General features: G+C 59.1%; 16 protein-coding genes. 13 read left to right on the top strand and 3 right to left on the bottom strand.

The window, feature by feature from the left end; all coding sequences use genetic code 11:
- Positions 1-37: 37 nt before the first annotated feature.
- The 3 genes from D8780_RS06340 (at position 38) to D8780_RS06330 (ending at position 1,851) form a co-directional block, all read left to right on the top strand.
- On the top strand, positions 38-286 hold the full coding sequence (locus D8780_RS06340) for a GlsB/YeaQ/YmgE family stress response membrane protein (RefSeq protein WP_121644842.1): 249 nt from the start codon (positions 38-40) through the stop codon (positions 284-286).
- Positions 287-403: 117 nt separating this feature from the next.
- On the top strand, positions 404-1,369 hold the full coding sequence (gene lipA / locus D8780_RS06335; RefSeq protein WP_121644841.1) for a lipoyl synthase: 966 nt from the start codon (positions 404-406) through the stop codon (positions 1,367-1,369).
- Between the two features lie 14 nt (positions 1,370-1,383).
- Positions 1,384-1,851, top strand: coding sequence for a type II toxin-antitoxin system RatA family toxin (locus D8780_RS06330; protein ID WP_121644840.1), 468 nt, complete (start codon positions 1,384-1,386; stop codon positions 1,849-1,851).
- A gap of 37 nt (positions 1,852-1,888) precedes the next feature.
- Here D8780_RS06330 and D8780_RS06325 read toward each other — a convergent pair whose 3' ends face one another.
- Positions 1,889-2,386 (bottom strand): CinA family protein, encoded by a 498-nt coding sequence (locus tag D8780_RS06325; protein WP_281004562.1) that lies wholly within the window; start codon positions 2,384-2,386, stop codon positions 1,889-1,891.
- Positions 2,383-3,582, bottom strand: coding sequence for a bifunctional 2-C-methyl-D-erythritol 4-phosphate cytidylyltransferase/2-C-methyl-D-erythritol 2,4-cyclodiphosphate synthase (locus tag D8780_RS06320; RefSeq protein ID WP_121644839.1), 1,200 nt, complete (start codon positions 3,580-3,582; stop codon positions 2,383-2,385). The genes D8780_RS06325 and D8780_RS06320 overlap by 4 nt, the downstream gene beginning before the upstream one ends.
- A 140-nt stretch (positions 3,583-3,722) precedes the next feature.
- Here D8780_RS06320 and D8780_RS06315 point away from each other — a divergent pair, with 140 nt between their 5' ends.
- From D8780_RS06315 to hflX, 8 genes are all read left to right on the top strand, one after another.
- Positions 3,723-4,739 carry a tRNA dihydrouridine synthase gene (locus tag D8780_RS06315; protein WP_121644838.1) on the top strand — a complete coding sequence of 339 codons (1,017 nt, stop codon included), beginning with the start codon at positions 3,723-3,725 and terminating at the stop codon, positions 4,737-4,739.
- The gene (locus tag D8780_RS06310; protein ID WP_121644837.1) at positions 4,736-5,875 is read left to right on the top strand and encodes a two-component system sensor histidine kinase NtrB; all 1,140 of its coding nucleotides are present in this window, start codon (positions 4,736-4,738) and stop codon (positions 5,873-5,875) included. The genes D8780_RS06315 and D8780_RS06310 overlap by 4 nt, the downstream gene beginning before the upstream one ends.
- Positions 5,872-7,326, top strand: coding sequence for a nitrogen regulation protein NR(I) (ntrC, locus tag D8780_RS06305; protein ID WP_121644836.1), 1,455 nt, complete (start codon positions 5,872-5,874; stop codon positions 7,324-7,326). Before D8780_RS06310 ends, ntrC begins: the two co-directional genes overlap by 4 nt.
- A 103-nt stretch (positions 7,327-7,429) precedes the next feature.
- Positions 7,430-9,685, top strand: coding sequence for a sensor histidine kinase NtrY-like (locus D8780_RS06300; RefSeq protein WP_121646413.1), 2,256 nt, complete (start codon positions 7,430-7,432; stop codon positions 9,683-9,685).
- Positions 9,675-11,036, top strand: coding sequence for a nitrogen assimilation response regulator NtrX (gene ntrX, locus D8780_RS06295; RefSeq protein WP_121644835.1), 1,362 nt, complete (start codon positions 9,675-9,677; stop codon positions 11,034-11,036). Before D8780_RS06300 ends, ntrX begins: the two co-directional genes overlap by 11 nt.
- A 15-nt stretch (positions 11,037-11,051) precedes the next feature.
- Positions 11,052-12,428: a Trk system potassium transporter TrkA gene (trkA, locus tag D8780_RS06290; protein WP_121644834.1), complete on the top strand. Its 1,377-nt coding sequence runs from the start codon at positions 11,052-11,054 to the stop codon at positions 12,426-12,428.
- A gap of 218 nt (positions 12,429-12,646) precedes the next feature.
- Positions 12,647-12,889: an RNA chaperone Hfq gene (gene hfq / locus D8780_RS06285; RefSeq protein WP_121644833.1), complete on the top strand. Its 243-nt coding sequence runs from the start codon at positions 12,647-12,649 to the stop codon at positions 12,887-12,889.
- Positions 12,890-14,275, top strand: coding sequence for a GTPase HflX (gene hflX, locus D8780_RS06280; protein WP_425373622.1), 1,386 nt, complete (start codon positions 12,890-12,892; stop codon positions 14,273-14,275).
- Here the strand turns inward: hflX and mazG are convergent.
- Positions 14,264-15,112, bottom strand: a complete 849-nt coding sequence (gene mazG / locus D8780_RS06275) for a nucleoside triphosphate pyrophosphohydrolase (RefSeq protein WP_121646411.1) — start codon at positions 15,110-15,112, stop codon at positions 14,264-14,266. The genes hflX and mazG overlap by 12 nt on opposite strands.
- A gap of 125 nt (positions 15,113-15,237) precedes the next feature.
- Between mazG and D8780_RS06270 the strand changes: the two genes are divergently transcribed.
- A complete protein-coding gene (locus D8780_RS06270) occupies positions 15,238-15,594 on the top strand; it encodes a DUF423 domain-containing protein (RefSeq protein WP_245412278.1) in 357 nt (118 codons plus the stop codon).
- Positions 15,595-15,611: 17 nt separating this feature from the next.
- A complete protein-coding gene (locus D8780_RS06265) occupies positions 15,612-16,787 on the top strand; it encodes a M20 aminoacylase family protein (protein ID WP_121644832.1) in 1,176 nt (391 codons plus the stop codon).
- Positions 16,788-16,895: the final 108 nt, after the last annotated feature.

Below are 16,895 nucleotides of genomic sequence, written 5' to 3'. Positions count from 1 at the left end.
CTCTAATGCCTCAAACCAATTTCAAGGAGAAATTTTTATGGGTTTTCTAGCAGCGATTATCGTGGGTGGCCTCGCAGGCTGGTTGGCCGAGAAGGTCATGAAGAGCGACATGGGCATCCTGATGAACATCATTCTCGGTGTCGTCGGCGCTATCGTACTCAGCTTCATCCTGCAGGTTTCGGGTCTTGGCAGCGGCGCTGGCGCTTCCTTCTCCTGGGAATACCTTCTGACCGGCTTCGTCGGCGCATGCCTGCTGATTTTCATCGTGAGGCTTTTCCGGCGGTAACAAAACTGCATAGCTGATCTGATAAGGGCCGGGCGGGACATTCAAAATCCGCCCGGCTCTTGCTATGTGGAGAGGACAAGGCGACAAGGTTGCCCCGCATTGGAGACGTTATCGTTCATGGTCACAGTTCTCGACACTCGCGCTGAGCGCCCACGCCATCCCGAAAAGGCGAAGCGGCCCGAAAACGAGGTGCAGAAAAAACCCGCCTGGATCCGGGTGAAGGCTCCGGTCTCCAAGGGTTACAACGAGACGAAGTCGATCGTTCGCGACAACAATCTCGTGACGGTATGCGAAGAAGCGGGATGCCCCAATATTGGTGAATGCTGGCAGAAAAAACACGCCAGTTTCATGGTTATGGGCGAAATCTGCACGCGTGCCTGCGCGTTTTGCAATGTGACGACCGGCAGACCGTTGCCGCTCGATCCTGCCGAGCCGGCGAATGTTGCCGAGGCCGTTGCCCAGATGGGCTTGAAACACGTGGTGATTACCTCGGTCGACCGCGACGATCTGCCGGATGGTGGTGCTCAGCATATTGCCGATACGATCGCGGCTATCCGGTTGCGGTCGCCGGAAACTACGGTTGAGGTTCTGACGCCCGACTTTCTGCGGAAGGACGGCGCACTTGAGACAGTCGTCGCAGCCAAGCCCGATGTCTTCAACCACAATCTCGAAACGGTCCCGTCGAACTATCTTACTGTTCGCCCAGGGGCCCGCTACTTCCATTCCATTCGCCTGCTGCAAAGGGTCAAGGAACTCGATCCGACGATGTTTACCAAGAGCGGCATCATGGTCGGACTGGGTGAGGAGCGAAACGAAATTCTGCAATTGATGGACGACCTGCGGACTGCCGATGTGGATTTTATCACGATCGGCCAGTATCTTGCACCGACGCGGCGACATCACCCTGTCATTCGCTTTGTTCCGCCCGATGAGTTCAAGAGCCTCGAGACGACTGCGCGGTCCAAAGGGTTTCTAATGGTCTCCGCGAGTCCCCTGACGCGCTCCTCCCATCATGCCGACGAAGATTTTGCGAAATTGCAGGCGGCGAGAGCGGCGCGTGACGCGGCTCTTCAACTGGCCTGAGGACCGCAGGCACTATGCCAAGTTTCAAAACAACCCGGGTCGTCGACCATAGTGCCGACGAGATGTTTGCACTTGTCGCCGACGTGGAGTCCTATCCGCAATTCTTGCCGATGTGCGAGGCGCTGCGGATCCGTTCCAGCAAGGAGCGGGAGAGAAAAACCCTGCTGCTGGCCGACATGACGGTCGGCTACAAGGCCATCCGCGAGACTTTCACGAGCAAGGTGCTGCTCAATCCCGAAGAAAAGACCATCAATGTCGCCTATGTCGATGGACCCTTCCGCTATCTGGATAATCAGTGGCGCTTCGAAGAGCGCGGCGAGGGGCGGAGCGCCGTCCATTTCCATATCGACTACGAATTCCGAAACCGAATCCTCGGCGCGGTCATGGGCACCATGTTCGATCGGGCCTTTCGCGCTTTTGCCGAAGCGTTCGAGCGTCGCGCCGACAAGCTCTACGGCTTGAACAGGAAAGCTGACGTTTAATCACACATTCCGTTGTCTAACGGGGGACGTCCCGCTTCTATCTCGCTTCAAGCGCACTGAGCAGCATGTTGAGTGCGTGGCGGACAGCCGCTTCGCGGATCGCCTCTCGGCCCTCGTCATCGAACACGCATTGTTCGCTTCGAATGATGCCGCCTGGCGCGGCAAGACCAAAACAGACCAGGCCGACCGGCTTTTCTTCGGTACCGCCATCAGGGCCGGCAATCCCGGTGGTCGAGACCACAAGTCGCGCTGCCGACCGTCGTTTCGCGCCATAAGCCATTTCGCGGGCCGTCTCGCCCGAGACCGCCCCGCAGCGCCTCAGCGTCAGGGGATCAACGCCAAGCATATCCATTTTGGCGGCGTTCGAATATGTGATGAATGCACGGTCCACGACCGTCGAAGAACCGGGGACCGAGGTCAGTGTTGCCGCCACCAGACCGCCGGTACAGCTTTCCGCCGTGCCGATCATGAGCCGTCGCTTCTGGGCGCAGTTCAGGATTTCGCCGACCAGTTCCTTCGTCTTTTCATCAGTCAAACCAGTTCTCCCGGATAGACGACGCTTGCCGTCGCGATCGCCGCAATGCCCTCTTCACGGCCGACAAACCCCATCTTCTCATTGGTTGTCGCCTTGATGGAGATACGGTGTGGATCGATCTCGACAAGCCGTGCCAGGAGATCCGTCATAGCGGGCCGGTGCGGACCGATTTTCGGCTCTTCTGCAATCAGCGTCACATCGAGATTGGCGATGCGGCCACCTTTTTCGCGCACCAGTTCGACCGCGCGCCGAATGAATATGGACGATGGCGCACCGCGCCACTGCGGATCGGATGGCGGAAAATGAGTGCCGATATCACCAGCGCCGATCGTCGCCAGAAGGGCATCGGTCAGAGCGTGGAGGCCGACATCCGCATCGGAGTGACCCGACAGTTTCCGATGATAGGGTATAGCGACGCCGCACAGGGTGACGGCTTCGCCATCCTCGAAACGGTGAACGTCGTAGCCATTGCCCGTCCGGACATCCGGAAAGGATGAAAACGTCTTTTCGGCCAAATCGATATCCTCCTGGAAGGTCATCTTCGGATTGGCTGAGCGACCCTCGACGATACGCACCGGTATGCCGGCCATTTCAGCAATTGCAGCGTCGTCGGTCGCGTTTTCCGTTCCCTGCGCATAGGCTGCCTCGTGCGCGGCCAGGATTTTAGAAAAAGCGAAGGTTTGAGGTGTCTGCGCCCGGAAAAGCTTGGTCCGGTCGAGCGTATCGACAACAATCGCAGTCGTGTCGACCCGTTTGATCGTGTCCGTCATGGGCTGACCGGTAATGATGCCCTCATCGGGGCTTAGGACGTCCACGATGGCATCGATTGTGTCCTTCGTCAGAAGGGGGCGGGCCGCGTCGTGGATCATCACATAGTCGAGTCCGGCGCCTGCCATACTCCTGAGGCCGGCGAGCACCGAGAGTTGCCGCGTCCTGTCGCCATGGACCAGTCGAACCATCTCGTCCTGCAGCGAGGCCATCGCATTCTCGGCGAGCGTCTGGTCATCTGGGTGAATCGCAATGAAGACCTGCGAAACCGCCGGGTGGTCGAGAAAGGCTCTTGCGGTGTGTCTTAGAATAGGTTCCCCACCGAGCAAGCGATATTGTTTCGGCCCCTTTGTCGCGCCCCCTGCGCGTTCTCCCCGGCCCGCGCCGACGATGAGCACTCCAATCGTGACTTCCCTCTCGTTCGGCACGGTTTTCCTCTTTGCGTGAACGGCTTTGGGGGTGTAGGCCCACGGCAGGGGGGAAGGAAAGTAAAATCTACCACTGCCTACTCTTGATGCACATATTGGGTGTGGTTAGGGTTTAGGCAGAAGATAGAGGTCCTTGGTCAATGGCGGCAGGTACGCGCCCTTCAGATATCCGTCTCGATTCCCCATTTTCGGTGGGCGGACTGACGATACCCAATCGCATTCTTTTGGCCCCGATGAGCGGGGTCACTGATCTGCCTTTCCGGCGTCGGGCCATTAGCGCCGGGATTGGTCTGGCTCCTGCTGAAATGGTGGCAAGCGGCGAGTTGCAGCGGGACCGTGCCGAGTCGCTTCGCAGGATCAAGGGGCAGGGCTCAGCTCTTCGCGCTGTGCAACTGGTTGGACGTGATGCCGAAACAATGGGCATTGCGGCGCGGCGGCTGGCCGATGAAGGCATTCAGATCATCGATATCAACATGGGATGCCCTGCCAAGAAGGTGACGGGTGGCGCGTGCGGTGCTGCCCTGATGACCGAACCTGACCGCGCGCTCCGGATCGTCGAGCATGTGCGGTTTTCGGCCGGAACCGCGCAGGTCAGCGTGAAGATGCGGCTCGGCTGGAATCACGACCAGCTGAACGCGGCAGCGTTGGCGCGGCGTTTTGCAGATGCGGGTGTCTCCATGATTACAGTTCACGGTCGGACCCGGGAGCAGCGCTATGCTGGTCGCGCGGATATCGACGCCATCGCTGGGGTACGACAAGCCGTTCCGGAGATTGCCTTCGTCGCCAATGGCGATGTGACCAGCCGTTGCGAAGCCTTGCGGATGCTCCACAGAACCGGTGCCGATGCGGTGATGATCGGTCGCGCCCATTACGGCCAGCCCTATCTGGCGGCCCATCTCCTCGAAAATGGCCTTGCGCCAGGGCCAAGCATTCTTTTCGACTATATAGCCGAGCACTACGAAGACATGCTGATCGAATATGGCAGCCAGCGCGGTCGCCGCCACGCGCGCAAACATTTGGGATGGTATCTCGATCGTCTGCGGCCGCACACCGACGCAGCCCTTCGACAATCCATCCTGACCGCTCAAGAGCCCGAAGAGACCCTTGCGCGACTGGCTGAGGCTTTCGCATCCACTCCAATGGAAGAAGCAGCATGACCCGGAAAAAGGAGGTCGCTGATCCATCGCTTGCGGAAAGTCTGCTCAATGCCATTCAGCAGCCGATCGCACTGATCGACGCCGATGGCTCGATCGCCTATGCGAATGCCGATGCCGAAGCCCTTTTCCGCAGCAGTGCGTCGGTGCTGAAACGCATGAAGCTGGCGGATTTCGTGCCTTTTGACAGTCCGATGATAGCGCTGGTCGAGCAGGTGCGCCAACACGGCGCGCCCGTCACGGAATACAGGGTCGATATCTCGTCGCCGCGGATCGGGGCCGACCGCCTTGTCGATCTTTATGTCGGTCCGGTCCCGGACCGTCCAGAAACGGTTCTCGTGGTCTTCCAGGAGCGCTCGATGGCCGACAAGATCGAACGACAGATGACGCATCGGGGCGCAGCGAGATCGGTGACGGGACTTGCGGCGATGCTGGCCCATGAAATCAAGAATCCGCTGTCGGGTATCCGCGGTGCGGCGCAGCTTCTCGAAACCTCCGTCGAAGAGGACGATCGGTCCCTGACGCGGTTGATCATGGACGAGACCGACAGAATCGTCGGCCTCGTCGATCGCATGGAGATTTTTTCCGACGAGAGACCCGTGGAGAAGACGCCTGTCAATATCCACGTCGTTCTCGACCACGTCAGGGCCATTGCCAAGAACGGCTTTGCCAAGACGATCCGCTTCGAGGATTCCTACGACCCGTCGCTGCCGCCGGTTTTCGCGAACCGGGATCAGCTGGTTCAGATTTTCCTCAACCTCATCAAGAACGCGGCCGAGGCCGTTTCCAGCAAGGGGAAGGACGGAAGGATCACCCTGACCACGGCGTTCCGGCCGGGCATTCGTCTTTCAGTCCCCGGCAGCAAGGAGAAGGTTTCACTCCCCATGGAGTTCTGCGTTCACGACAATGGTCCAGGGGTGCCCGATGACATGTTCCCCTATATTTTCGATCCCTTCATTACCTCCAAGATCAACGGCTCCGGGCTCGGCCTTGCGCTCGTCGCAAAGCTGGTCGGCGAGCATGGCGGGGTGGTGGAATGCGACAGTTCCAGCAATGGCACCACGTTTCGCGTTCTGATGCCGGCCTGGAAAGAAGACAAGCCTCTGTCCGGAGAGACAAAGGCGGAGACCACACAATGACGCATACGATTCTTGTCGCCGATGACGATGCAGCGATCCGCACGGTGCTCAATCAGGCGCTCGGCCGCGCCGGCTATGATGTGCGCGTCACATCGAATGCCGCGACGCTTTGGCGCTGGATTTCAGCCGGAGAGGGGGATCTCGCCATCACCGACGTGGTGATGCCGGATGAAAACGCCTTCGACCTTCTGCCTCGCATCCGAAATGCCCGTCCTGACCTGCCGGTCCTGGTGATGAGTGCGCAGAACACGTTCATGACGGCGATCCGCGCCTCGGAGAAGGGCGCATACGATTATCTGCCGAAGCCCTTCGACCTGACGGAGATGCTGAACATTGTCAGGCGCGCCCTGTCCGAGCCCAAAAAGCCGGCGGAGCAGAACATTGAAGAGACATCCGAAAACATGCCGCTGGTCGGCCGCAGTGCCGCCATGCAGGATATTTACCGCATGCTCGCACGGATGATGCAGACGGATTTGACCGTGATGATTACCGGTGAGTCCGGCACCGGCAAGGAGTTGGTCGCGCGAGCGCTTCATGAATATGGCCGCAGGCGCAACGGCCCCTTTGTCGCGGTCAATATGGCCGCCATTCCACGCGAACTGATCGAGTCGGAACTGTTCGGTCATGAGAAAGGCTCATTTACCGGCGCGCACAGCAAGGCATCGGGCCGGTTCGAGCAGGCCGACGGCGGCACTTTGTTTCTGGACGAGATCGGCGATATGCCGATGGAAGCTCAGACAAGGCTGCTCCGGGTCCTGCAGCAGGGCGAATATACCACCGTCGGCGGGCGAACCCCTCTCAAGACAGATGTACGGATCGTCGCTGCCACTAATAAGGATCTTCGCCAGGCGATCGCTCAAGGCTTGTTTCGCGAAGATCTTTTCTACCGTCTCAATGTCGTGCCGATGCGCTTGCCGCCGCTGCGCGAACGGGCTGAAGACGTGCCGGATCTTATCCGCCACTTCTTCCGGCAGGCCGGTCAGCAGGGTTTGAGCGAAAAGCGCATCAGCGCCGATGCGATGAACCGGCTCAAGCGTTATCCTTGGCCCGGCAATGTGCGAGAGCTGGAGAATCTGGTCCGGCGTCTTGCTGCGCTCTATCCACAGGATACGATCGGGATCGAGATCATCGAATCGGAACTGGCGCCGATGCAGCAGGAAAACCCTGCGACGGCCACGCAGGAGATGAGCGAGAACGTCGATCTCGGTATGGCGGTCGAGCAGTATCTGCACCGCTATTTCGAGGAATTCGGGGACGACCTGCCGCCTGCTGGCCTTTATCAGCGCATCCTTCACGAGGTTGAGTATCCGCTCATTCTGGTGGCTATGACGGCGACGAGAGGGAACCAGATCCGCGCGGCGGAGCTTCTCGGTCTCAACCGGAATACGCTTCGCAAGAAAATCCGTGAGCTCGGCGTCAACGTCTATCGTACTAATCGCCAATCCAGCTGAGTTTCGCCGCATTTCCGACACGCGACAACCTTAGTGCGAGCCGGAGCATCCGTTGCTCATTGGCCACAGCTGTTGCACAATGGGCACGGAATATGAGGTGAGGATGACGCTGGTCGAGTCGAACTATGCGCAGGATTCGGGAGAGCGCTGGAGCGACCGGCGGCGCGTAAGCGTGCGCCGAGGCGCAGCTCTCATCATCCTTACGCTCATCGTGGCGCTCACGAGCTTCACGATCCTGACCGGTCTGACGCCGATCGATCCCGATCGCAATACAACGATTGTTCTGATCGTGATCAATCTGGTGCTGGTCGGCCTTCTCGTCTGGTTGATCGCCCGCGAACTGATCCGAATCATAGCCGCAAGGCGACGGGGCAGGGCGGCCGCAAGACTGCATGTCCGTCTCGTCGCACTGTTTGCACTGGTCGCAGCGCTGCCGGCGATCATGATTGCGGTGTTTGCCTCGGTGACGCTCAATATCGGGCTGGACCGCTGGTTCGAGATACGAACCCGAACCATCGTCAATTCCTCGCTTGCCATCGCCGATGCCTATGTGCGGGAGAACGCTGCCAACCTTCAGGGCACGACCCTCGCCATGGCGGAGTCGCTTGATGACAACCGGACGAGCTTCATTCTGGACAAGACCGGTTTCCGTTCCCTGATGACGCGGCAGGCCCAGGGCAGGGCGCTGGCGCATGCGGCATTGATCGATTCGACTGGCGCTTTTGTCATGCAGGCCGAGACGACGGCGAATTTCGCCATGCCAATTCCACCGCAAGAGGCCGTAGACCGGGCCGCCGACGGCATGCCGGTCATGATCGAGCCCCGTCTGCGCAACATCGTTGGCGCGATCATCAAGCTGCGCGAACTGGAAGGCCTCTATCTTTTCACGGTTCGGCTGGTCGATCCGCAGGTCATTCGCGCCCGACAGATCGTCGGCGCCAATGTCGGCGAATACCGTACGCTTGAGGCCAACCGCGCGACATCGCAGATTGCCTTCGGCCTTCTTTATCTCGGCGTCACCCTCGTGGTCATTCTTTCCGCGATCTGGACCGGTATCGCGGTTGCAGACAGGCTGGTGCGGCCGATCCGCCAGCTCATCGGCGCCGCGGACGAGGTGAAGGCCGGGAATCTTCGAATTACCGTCCCGGTTCGCCCGGAGGACGGGGACATGGCCAATCTGGGCCAGACCTTCAACGAGATGGTCCACCGCCTCGACAGTCAAAGAAACGACCTTCTGGAAGCCAACTATCAGGTCGACGAGCGCCGCCGCTTTTCTGAAGCTGTTCTTGCTGGTGTGACGGCAGGCGTGATCGGTATCGACGAAGATGGCGACGTCACCGTCGCCAACAGGGCCGCCCGGCAGAACCTTTCACTGGGCGAGGACATTATCGGCCAGAATCTTTCTCATATTCTTCCCCGTATCGGTCGTGTTTTCGAAATCGCCCGCCGATCCGGTCGGCCTGTCTTTCGTGACACCGTGACCTTCATCCGCCAAGGGACGGAGCGCACCTACAACGTTCAGATCACCATGGAGGAAGCGGGCGAGGACAGGGGACACTCCTGGGTCGTCACGGTCGACGATATTTCCGATCTGGTGCAGGCCCAGCGGTCCACGGCCTGGGCCGATGTCGCGCGAAGAATCGCGCATGAAATCAAGAACCCGCTCACGCCGATCCAGCTCTCTACGGAGCGGATTCAGCGCCGCTATGGCCGGAAGCTCACGGAAGATCGGGAGGTCTTCGATCAATGCACGGAGACGATCATCCGGCAGGTCGACGACATCAAGCGCATGGTCGATGAGTTCTCGGCATTCGCCCGTATGCCGAAGCCACAGATGGAGGCCGCCGATCTGAGAGAGGTCCTCCGCGAGGCCTCATTTCTGGTCGAAGTGAGCCGCGATGAAATAGAATTCGAACTGGCGCTCGGCGAAACTTCTCTGATCGGCACGTTCGATCGCCGTCTTCTGGGCCAAGTCTTCGGTAATCTCATCAAGAATGCCGCCGAAGCGATCGATACTGCACGCGAGACGATGCCTGATCTCGAGGGTGCGATTCGGGTCGAGGCAGAGCTTCGCGGCGAAACGATCGAGGTTCGCGTTCTCGATAATGGGTGCGGCCTGCCAAGCGCTGATCGCCAGAAATTGCTGGAGCCCTACATGACGACCCGAAAAAAGGGGACGGGGCTGGGTTTGGCTATCGTGAGAAAGATTGTCGAAGAACATTCCGGGAGGCTCGGTCTGCACGACGCTCCCCAAAGGTTTCATGACGGTCGGGGGGCCATGATCGTAATACAGTTGCCGACGAGCGAAACCGAACAGCTCGCCGGCGGAAGAGATGCCGAGGTAGACAATGAAAGCTGATATTCTCGTAGTTGACGATGAACAGGATATTCGCGGACTCGTCGCCGGCATACTGGAAGACGAGGGCTACGAAGCCCGTCAGGCGCATGACAGCGAAAGCGCGCTTGCTGCCGTGAATGACCGCGTCCCCAGGCTGGTCTTTCTGGACATATGGCTGCAGGGCTCGAAACTCGACGGCCTGGCTTTGCTGGACGAAATCAAGAAATTGCACCCCAACCTGCCGGTGGTGATGATTTCCGGTCACGGCAATATCGAGACCGCCGTTTCAGCGATCAGGCGCGGTGCTTATGATTTCATCGAGAAACCCTTCAAGGCCGACCGGCTGCTTCTGATCGCGGAGCGCGCCCTGGAAGCCTCCAAGTTACGGAGCGAAGTCGATCAACTTCAAAAGCGCTCCGGTGAGAGCGTGGAACTGATCGGTCAATCATCGGCTATGAACGCCTTGCGGGCGACCATCGAACGCGTCGCGCCAACCAATAGCCGCGTCATGATCATCGGCCCCTCTGGCGCCGGTAAGGAAAAGACGGCGCGCGCAGTCCACGCCGCTTCGGGCCGGGCAAGGGGCCCGTTTGTCACCATCAATGCGGGTGCGATGACACCGGAAAGGATGGAGATCGAACTTTTCGGCACCGAGAGCAATGGTGGTGAGCGCAAGGTCGGCGCGCTCGAAGAGGCCCATCGGGGTACGCTCTATATCGACGAGATTGCCGATATGCCGCGCGAGACCCAGAACAAGATCCTTTCCGTGCTGACACATCAGCAGTTCGAGCGCGTGGGTGGCACCCGGCGCGTTAAGGTCGATGTCCGTATCATTTCCTCCACCTCGCAGAACCTTGAGGCGATGATCGCGGAAGGGCTGTTTCGGGAAGATCTCTATCACCGGCTGGCTGTGGTGCCGGTGCAGGTCCCCTCACTGGCCAAGCGCCGCGAGGACATTCCCTATCTGGCTGAGTATTTCATGGGCCAGATCGCACGGCAGACCGGCATCAAACCCCGCCGCATCGGCGATGACGCTATGGCTGTACTGCAAAGTCACGACTGGCCGGGCAATGTACGGCAACTGCGCAATAACATCGAACGCCTGATGATCCTTGCGCGAGGGACGGATGGGCAGGACGTCGTCAGCGCCGAAATGCTACCTTCCGAGATCGGCGAAATGCTGCCAAGCACGCCGACGTCGTCGGAAACGCATATCATGACCTTGCCGCTTCGCGAGGCCCGTGAAATGTTCGAGCGCGATTATCTGGCTGCCCAGATCAACCGTTTTGGCGGAAATATTTCGCGGACCGCAGAGTTTATCGGCATGGAGCGTTCGGCCCTGCACCGCAAGTTGAAATCCCTGGGCGTTTAAAGGCGACTTTCTTTCATGCGTATCATTATTTGCGGCGCTGGCCGCGTCGGTTATGGCATCGCCGAACGCCTCTCCGCGGAAGAACACGATGTCACGGTGATCGACACGGCGATGGATCTGGTACGCCAGGTCCGCGACACACTCGATGCCCGTGGCGTCGTCGGACACGGCTCGCATCCGGATATTCTTGAGCAGGCCGGCGCCGCCGATGCGGATATGATGATCGCCGTCACGCTGCACGACGAGGTGAATATGGTCGCCTGCCAGGTGGCTCACTCGCTTTTCGACGTACCGACCAAAATTGCTCGCGTCAGGTCGCAGTCTTACCGGCAGGGCGCCTATCAGGACCTATTTTCGCGCGATCACATGCCGATCGACGTGATCATCTCGCCGGAACAGGAAGTCGGCGAGATGGTGCTTCGCCGTATTGCCATCCCTGGCGCAACCGATGTGGTCCGCTTTGCAAATGACAAGGTCGTCATGGTGGCGATCGAGTGCGCCGAGGAATGCCCGGTGGTGAATACGCCGCTGAGCCAGCTCTCGGACCTGTTTCCTGATCTTCGCAGCACCGTGGTGGGTATCCAGCGCGGCGAACGGCTCTTCATACCCCATTCCTCCGACCAGATGTATGCAGGCGATACGGCCTATGTGGTCGCTGATACGACCCAGGTCAAACGCACGCTGGCGCTGTTTGGCCATGAAGAACCCGCCGCAAGGCGGATCGTTATTGGCGGTGGTGGGAATATCGGCCTTTATGTCGCCAAGGCCATCGAGACGCGTGGCACCGGCGCGCGTGTGAAGATCATGGAATCAGACCGCGATCGCGCCGCCATGATCGCAGACCAATTGAAGAGAACGGTCGTTCTGCACGGAAGCGCGCTCGATCAGAACCTGCTGGTTGAAGCCGATGTGGCCGACGCAGACCTCTTCGTAGCGCTGACCAATGACGACCAGGTGAATATTCTCTCGGGCGTCATGGCGAAACGTGTCGGGTGTGGCTCCAATCTCGTTTTGATGAACAACCCATCCTATCACGAGTTTTCGCGCCTGCTGGGGATCGACGCTTTCGTCAATCCGCGATCCGTTACGATCAGCCGTGTTTTGCAGCATGTTCGCCGTGGGCGTATCCGAGCGGTTCATTCCGTTCAAAAGGGGGCTGCCGAGATCATCGAGGCCGAAGCTCTTGAGACGTCGCCGCTGGTCGGCACTCCGCTTCGGGAGGCCAACCTGCCCGTGGGGGCGCGGATCGGTGCGATTTTCCGGGACAATCAGGTCATTCGCCCGACAGGCAATACCAAGATCAAGCCCTCCGATCGCGTTGTCATCCTTTCGATGCAGGAGTCCGTTCGGGAGGTCGAGCAAGTGTTTCGTGTCAGTCTTGAATTCTTCTGATCCCGGTTCGTCATTCTTTCGGATGAGAGGCGCGCGAAGAGGCCTCGCTCCGCGGTTTTCCGGCCCCTGCTTCGTTGCACACCATCATGTGCCATAGTTGCGGAACCGGTGGCAGTTTGATAACCGCGAGCAGTCGGAAATAATCTGTTGTCCGAATGGAGAAACGCCATTATCGACGGCGTCATCGAGGGGGCACGTGTAGGATTACAGTGAAAAAAATGTCTGATCGGTCGCAAAATCTTCAGGACGTATTTCTCAATACCGTCCGTAAAAACAAAACATCCCTGACAATCTTTCTGGTCAATGGCGTGAAGCTCACCGGGGTTGTCACGTCTTTCGACAATTTCTGCGTCTTCTTGCGGCGGGATGGCCACTCCCAACTGGTCTACAAGCACGCCATTTCCACGATCATGCCCAGTCAGCCCGTGCAGCTCTTCACTGGGGAAGTGGATGAAGACTGATTGACCGACTCTGACTCAGAAAAAGCGGAAGAAGGCGCCCGGAAAGGACCTGTCGCCTTCCAGATCGTCAATGACCAGTCGCCGACGCGCGCAATAACGATCACACCGGTTCTCACAAATCCCAAGCAGCGACCGACCGAGGGCGCCGAAACGGCCAATGCCCGTCAGCCGGCGGCCCGTCAGGAAGAGACGATCGGGCTCGCGCGCGCCATCGGCCTCGATGTGCATCAGAGTGAGATCGTCATGGTCAGCAAGCCGCGTCCCGGCACGCTGCTCGGCAGCGGCAAGATCGAAGAACTTGCCGCAAACGTCGTCGAAGCGGACGTCGAGGTCGTTGTGATCGATCATCCGTTGACGCCGGTTCAACAGCGCAATCTCGAGCGCGAACTGAAAGCCAAGGTTCTCGACCGCACCGGGCTCATTCTCGAAATTTTCGGTGAACGCGCCCGGACGAAGGAGGGAACGCTCCAGGTCGAACTGGCGCATCTGGAGTATCAGCGAGGGCGGCTGGTCCGTTCCTGGACGCACCTTGAACGCCAGCGCGGCGGCGCCGGCTTTCTGGGTGGTCCCGGCGAAACGCAGATCGAGGCGGACCGCCGCATCTTGCGGGAAAAGATCGCCCGGCTGAAAAAAGAGCTGGAACAGGTTCGCAGAACACGCGAACTGCACCGTGCCAAGCGCCGCAAGGTCCCTTATCCCATCGTGTCGATAGTGGGGTATACCAATGCCGGAAAGTCTACGCTTTTCAATGCGCTGACCGGGGCAGGGGTGCTCGCTGAGGACATGCTTTTCGCGACTCTCGATCCCACACTGCGCCGGCTGAAGCTCCCGCATGGTACCGATGCAATTTTTTCAGACACTGTGGGCTTCATTTCCGAATTGCCGACGCATTTGGTCGCCGCATTTCGTGCGACCCTGGAAGAGGTAGTGGAGGCTGATCTCATCATCCATCTGCGCGATATGTCCGATCCGGACGCTGCCGCACAGGCTGAAGATGTGGATGCGATCCTGTCCGATCTAGGCGTCCAGACCGACGATCCGCAGAGGGTTCTCGAAGTCTGGAACAAGATGGATCTCTTGCCGGACGAGACGCGCCGCCAGCGTGAGGAGCAGGCTGAAAGTTCTGAAATCGTCGCCATTTCTGCCAGAGAGGGCAGGGGAATCGACGATCTTCTGAAGGCGATCGAAAAGCGGCTTGCCGGCGCCGTTCGCGACGTGGCCTTACGTCTAGCTCCGGACGAATTGCGGCATCTCGATTGGATCTATTCCAACGGAGAGGTGGTGCGCCGGGTCGACGAAGAGGATGGCAGCGTCTCGCTCGACCTCAAGATGACGGCCGACGCCATGGCGACCCTTCAACGACGCCTGGGTAGGTCATTGGTCTGAGAAATTTCGGTCCTTCTTTTCTTCGTTCTTGATCTGCGTCCAGGCCGATTCCATCTCCTCAAGGCTTGCGTCGTTCAGAGAACGTCCCGCCTGCTGCATCTTCAGTTCGACCCCTTCGAGCCTACGAACGAATTTCCGGTTCGTTCCGCGCAACGCATCTTCCGGGTCGATCTTCAGATGCCTCGCCAAATTTGCCACCGCGAAGAGCACGTCACCCAATTCATCTTTTTTCTCCGCATTGTTTCTGCCTTCGATCGCGATGCGGAGTTCGCTGATCTCTTCCTCGATCTTGTCCAGAACCTGCTGGGCATCCGGCCAATCGAAGCCGAATGTCGCGGCACGTTTTTGCAATTTTTCGGCGCGTGACAAGGCGGGCAGGGCACTCGGCACTTCTCCCAAGGGGCCGTTTCTTGCTTCTGCTGGAAGGCCGGCGGCCAGCTTGGCCTCGCGTTTCTCAGCACGCTCTTCGGCCTTGATTACATCCCACATCCTGTTGACCTCATCGACAGGCCTTGGACCTGTGTCGCCGAAGACGTGAGGGTGGCGACGAATCATCTTTCGCGAAACGGCCTCCACCACGTCGCCAAAACCGAATTGCCCGTCTTCGGACGCCATCTGTGCGTGATAGACGACCTGGAGCAGCAAATCTCCGAGTTCGTCTTTCAGGTCCACCATATCGCCGCGTTCGATCGCATCAGCTACCTCGTAGGCTTCCTCGATCGTATAGGGCGTGATGGACTGGAAATTCTGCTCTATGTCCCAGGGACAACCGGTTACCGGGTCGCGAAGGCGCTTCATGATCTGCAGGAGGTGGGCTATTTCTTTCGTGGCTCTCATGACGAAGGGCTCCATCCGTTTTTTGCGCGACACCGTAGTGGCGAAACCCTGATCGGAAGCGGTTTGCGCACTAGATCAATTTCGTCCACAGCTATGGCCGAATTCAAACCGGGAGAGAAGGCATCGTGAACAGCATTATCATGTCCTTGGCAGGCGTCTTTGGACTGCTAGGCGTTGCGACCGCTGCCTATTCGGCGCACGGATCAGCCGATGCGCGATTGACGTCTGCCGTGGCGCTTATCCTCCTGGCTCACGCTCCGGCTCTGATCGCACTTGCCGGTCACCTGTCACGCTCTCGTATTGTGGCGGTTGCCGCGATTTTGATGGCGCTCGGGGCGGGGCTATTCTCTTGCGACGTCATGTTGAGGGCAGTGGGGCAGTCAGGACTATTTCCTTACGCTGCGCCGCTCGGCGGTTCCACGCTTATGGTGGCATGGTTCACCGTCATAATTGCCGGCTTCTTGCGCCCGCGCTCCAGCTGACCTGATAGGAACGGCCAATGGCCCTCACCGACAATCTAGCCAATCGCGCTTCGGAGATCGCCGCATGGCGACAAGATATCCATGCGCATCCCGAACTGCTCTTCGATGTCCAAAGGACAGCCGGCTTTGCTGCCGATCAGTTGAGGAGCTTCGGTTGCGATGAAGTCGTCACCGGGATCGGTCGCACCGGCGTGGTCGGTCTCATTCACGGGCGTCACGGGCCAGGGGGCCGCGTCATCGGCTTCCGTGCCGATATGGACGCGCTGCCGATCCGCGAAACAAGCGGCGTGCCCTGGACCTCTAAAAACTCCGGAAAGATGCACGCATGCGGGCATGATGGCCATACAGCGATGCTGCTCGGCGCAGCCCGCGAACTCTGCAACACGCGTCATTTCGGCGGAACGGTCGCCGTAATCTTTCAGCCGGCTGAGGAAGGCGGCGCTGGTGGTCGGGTGATGGTTGAAGACGGTCTCATGGAGCGCTTTTCCATTGAGCAAATCTTCGGCATGCATAATTTGCCGGGGCTGCCTATCGGGCAATTTGGCATGCGAAACGGCGGGATCATGGCATCGGCCGACTATCCGCTGATCGAAATCGTGGGGAAGGGTGGGCACGCCGCTATTCCGCACAGTACCGCCGACCCGATGGTCGCTGCTGCCCAGATGATCGTCTCGCTGCAGACAGTCGTGTCGCGCAATACTGATCCGCTTGAAGCCAACGTCGTGTCCATCACAAAGCTGGAAGCCGATAGTTCGGCCTTCAACGTCATTCCAGAACGGGTGAAGCTCGGAGGAACGGTGCGGACGCTGTCGCCACGTATCCGCGAAGAAACGGAGGCTGCCATACGGCGCGTCGTCGATGGCATTTCTGCCGCGTATGGTGTCCAGGCCACGTTTCAGTATCGGCGTGGTTATCCCGTGACGGTCAATGACGCCGATGCGGTCATGGTGGCAGCGACTGCCGCACAGCGTGTGGCCGGCAACGAAAACGTGTTCACCGATCATCCACCACTGATGGGCGCGGAAGACTTCGCCTACATGCTGGAAGCGCGGCCGGGCGCTTACATTTTTGTCGGTAATGGCGATAGCGCGGGCCTGCACAGCCCGAACTACGATTTCAACGATGATGCGATCCCTCATGGCGTTCGCTACTGGATCCAGCTCGCAGAAACAGCGCTGCCGCTAACCGGGTAAGATATTGCCGAAGCGCAGGGCAGGACGCGTCCAATTCCCAGTGTACAAGCTGAAACGCCGATCTATAATTGGCATAATATTGATTATGGAACCTAGTGTAGTACGAGG

Source organism: Notoacmeibacter ruber (genome assembly GCF_003668555.1).
GTDB lineage: Bacteria > Pseudomonadota > Alphaproteobacteria > Rhizobiales > Rhizobiaceae > Notoacmeibacter > Notoacmeibacter ruber.
Note: the sequence above shows the minus strand (reverse complement) of the source record. Positions and strands in the feature narration are given on the sequence as shown.

Excerpts from the sequence above, each read along its gene's own strand:
- trkA (WP_121644834.1), top strand. The coding sequence starts at position 11,052 with ATGCGTATCATTATTTGCGGCGCTGGCCGCGTCGGTTATGGCATCGCC.
- D8780_RS06300 (WP_121646413.1), top strand. The coding sequence starts at position 7,430 with ATGACGCTGGTCGAGTCGAACTATGCGCAGGATTCGGGAGAGCGCTGG.
- mazG (WP_121646411.1), bottom strand. The coding sequence starts at position 15,112 with ATGAGAGCCACGAAAGAAATAGCCCACCTCCTGCAGATCATGAAGCGC.
- D8780_RS06340 (WP_121644842.1), top strand. The coding sequence starts at position 38 with ATGGGTTTTCTAGCAGCGATTATCGTGGGTGGCCTCGCAGGCTGGTTG.
- ntrX (WP_121644835.1), top strand. The coding sequence starts at position 9,675 with ATGAAAGCTGATATTCTCGTAGTTGACGATGAACAGGATATTCGCGGA.
- hfq (WP_121644833.1), top strand. The coding sequence starts at position 12,647 with ATGTCTGATCGGTCGCAAAATCTTCAGGACGTATTTCTCAATACCGTC.
- lipA (WP_121644841.1), top strand. The coding sequence starts at position 404 with ATGGTCACAGTTCTCGACACTCGCGCTGAGCGCCCACGCCATCCCGAA.
- ntrC (WP_121644836.1), top strand. The coding sequence starts at position 5,872 with ATGACGCATACGATTCTTGTCGCCGATGACGATGCAGCGATCCGCACG.
- D8780_RS06265 (WP_121644832.1), top strand. The coding sequence starts at position 15,612 with ATGGCCCTCACCGACAATCTAGCCAATCGCGCTTCGGAGATCGCCGCA.
- D8780_RS06330 (WP_121644840.1), top strand. The coding sequence starts at position 1,384 with ATGCCAAGTTTCAAAACAACCCGGGTCGTCGACCATAGTGCCGACGAG.
- D8780_RS06315 (WP_121644838.1), top strand. The coding sequence starts at position 3,723 with ATGGCGGCAGGTACGCGCCCTTCAGATATCCGTCTCGATTCCCCATTT.
- D8780_RS06310 (WP_121644837.1), top strand. The coding sequence starts at position 4,736 with ATGACCCGGAAAAAGGAGGTCGCTGATCCATCGCTTGCGGAAAGTCTG.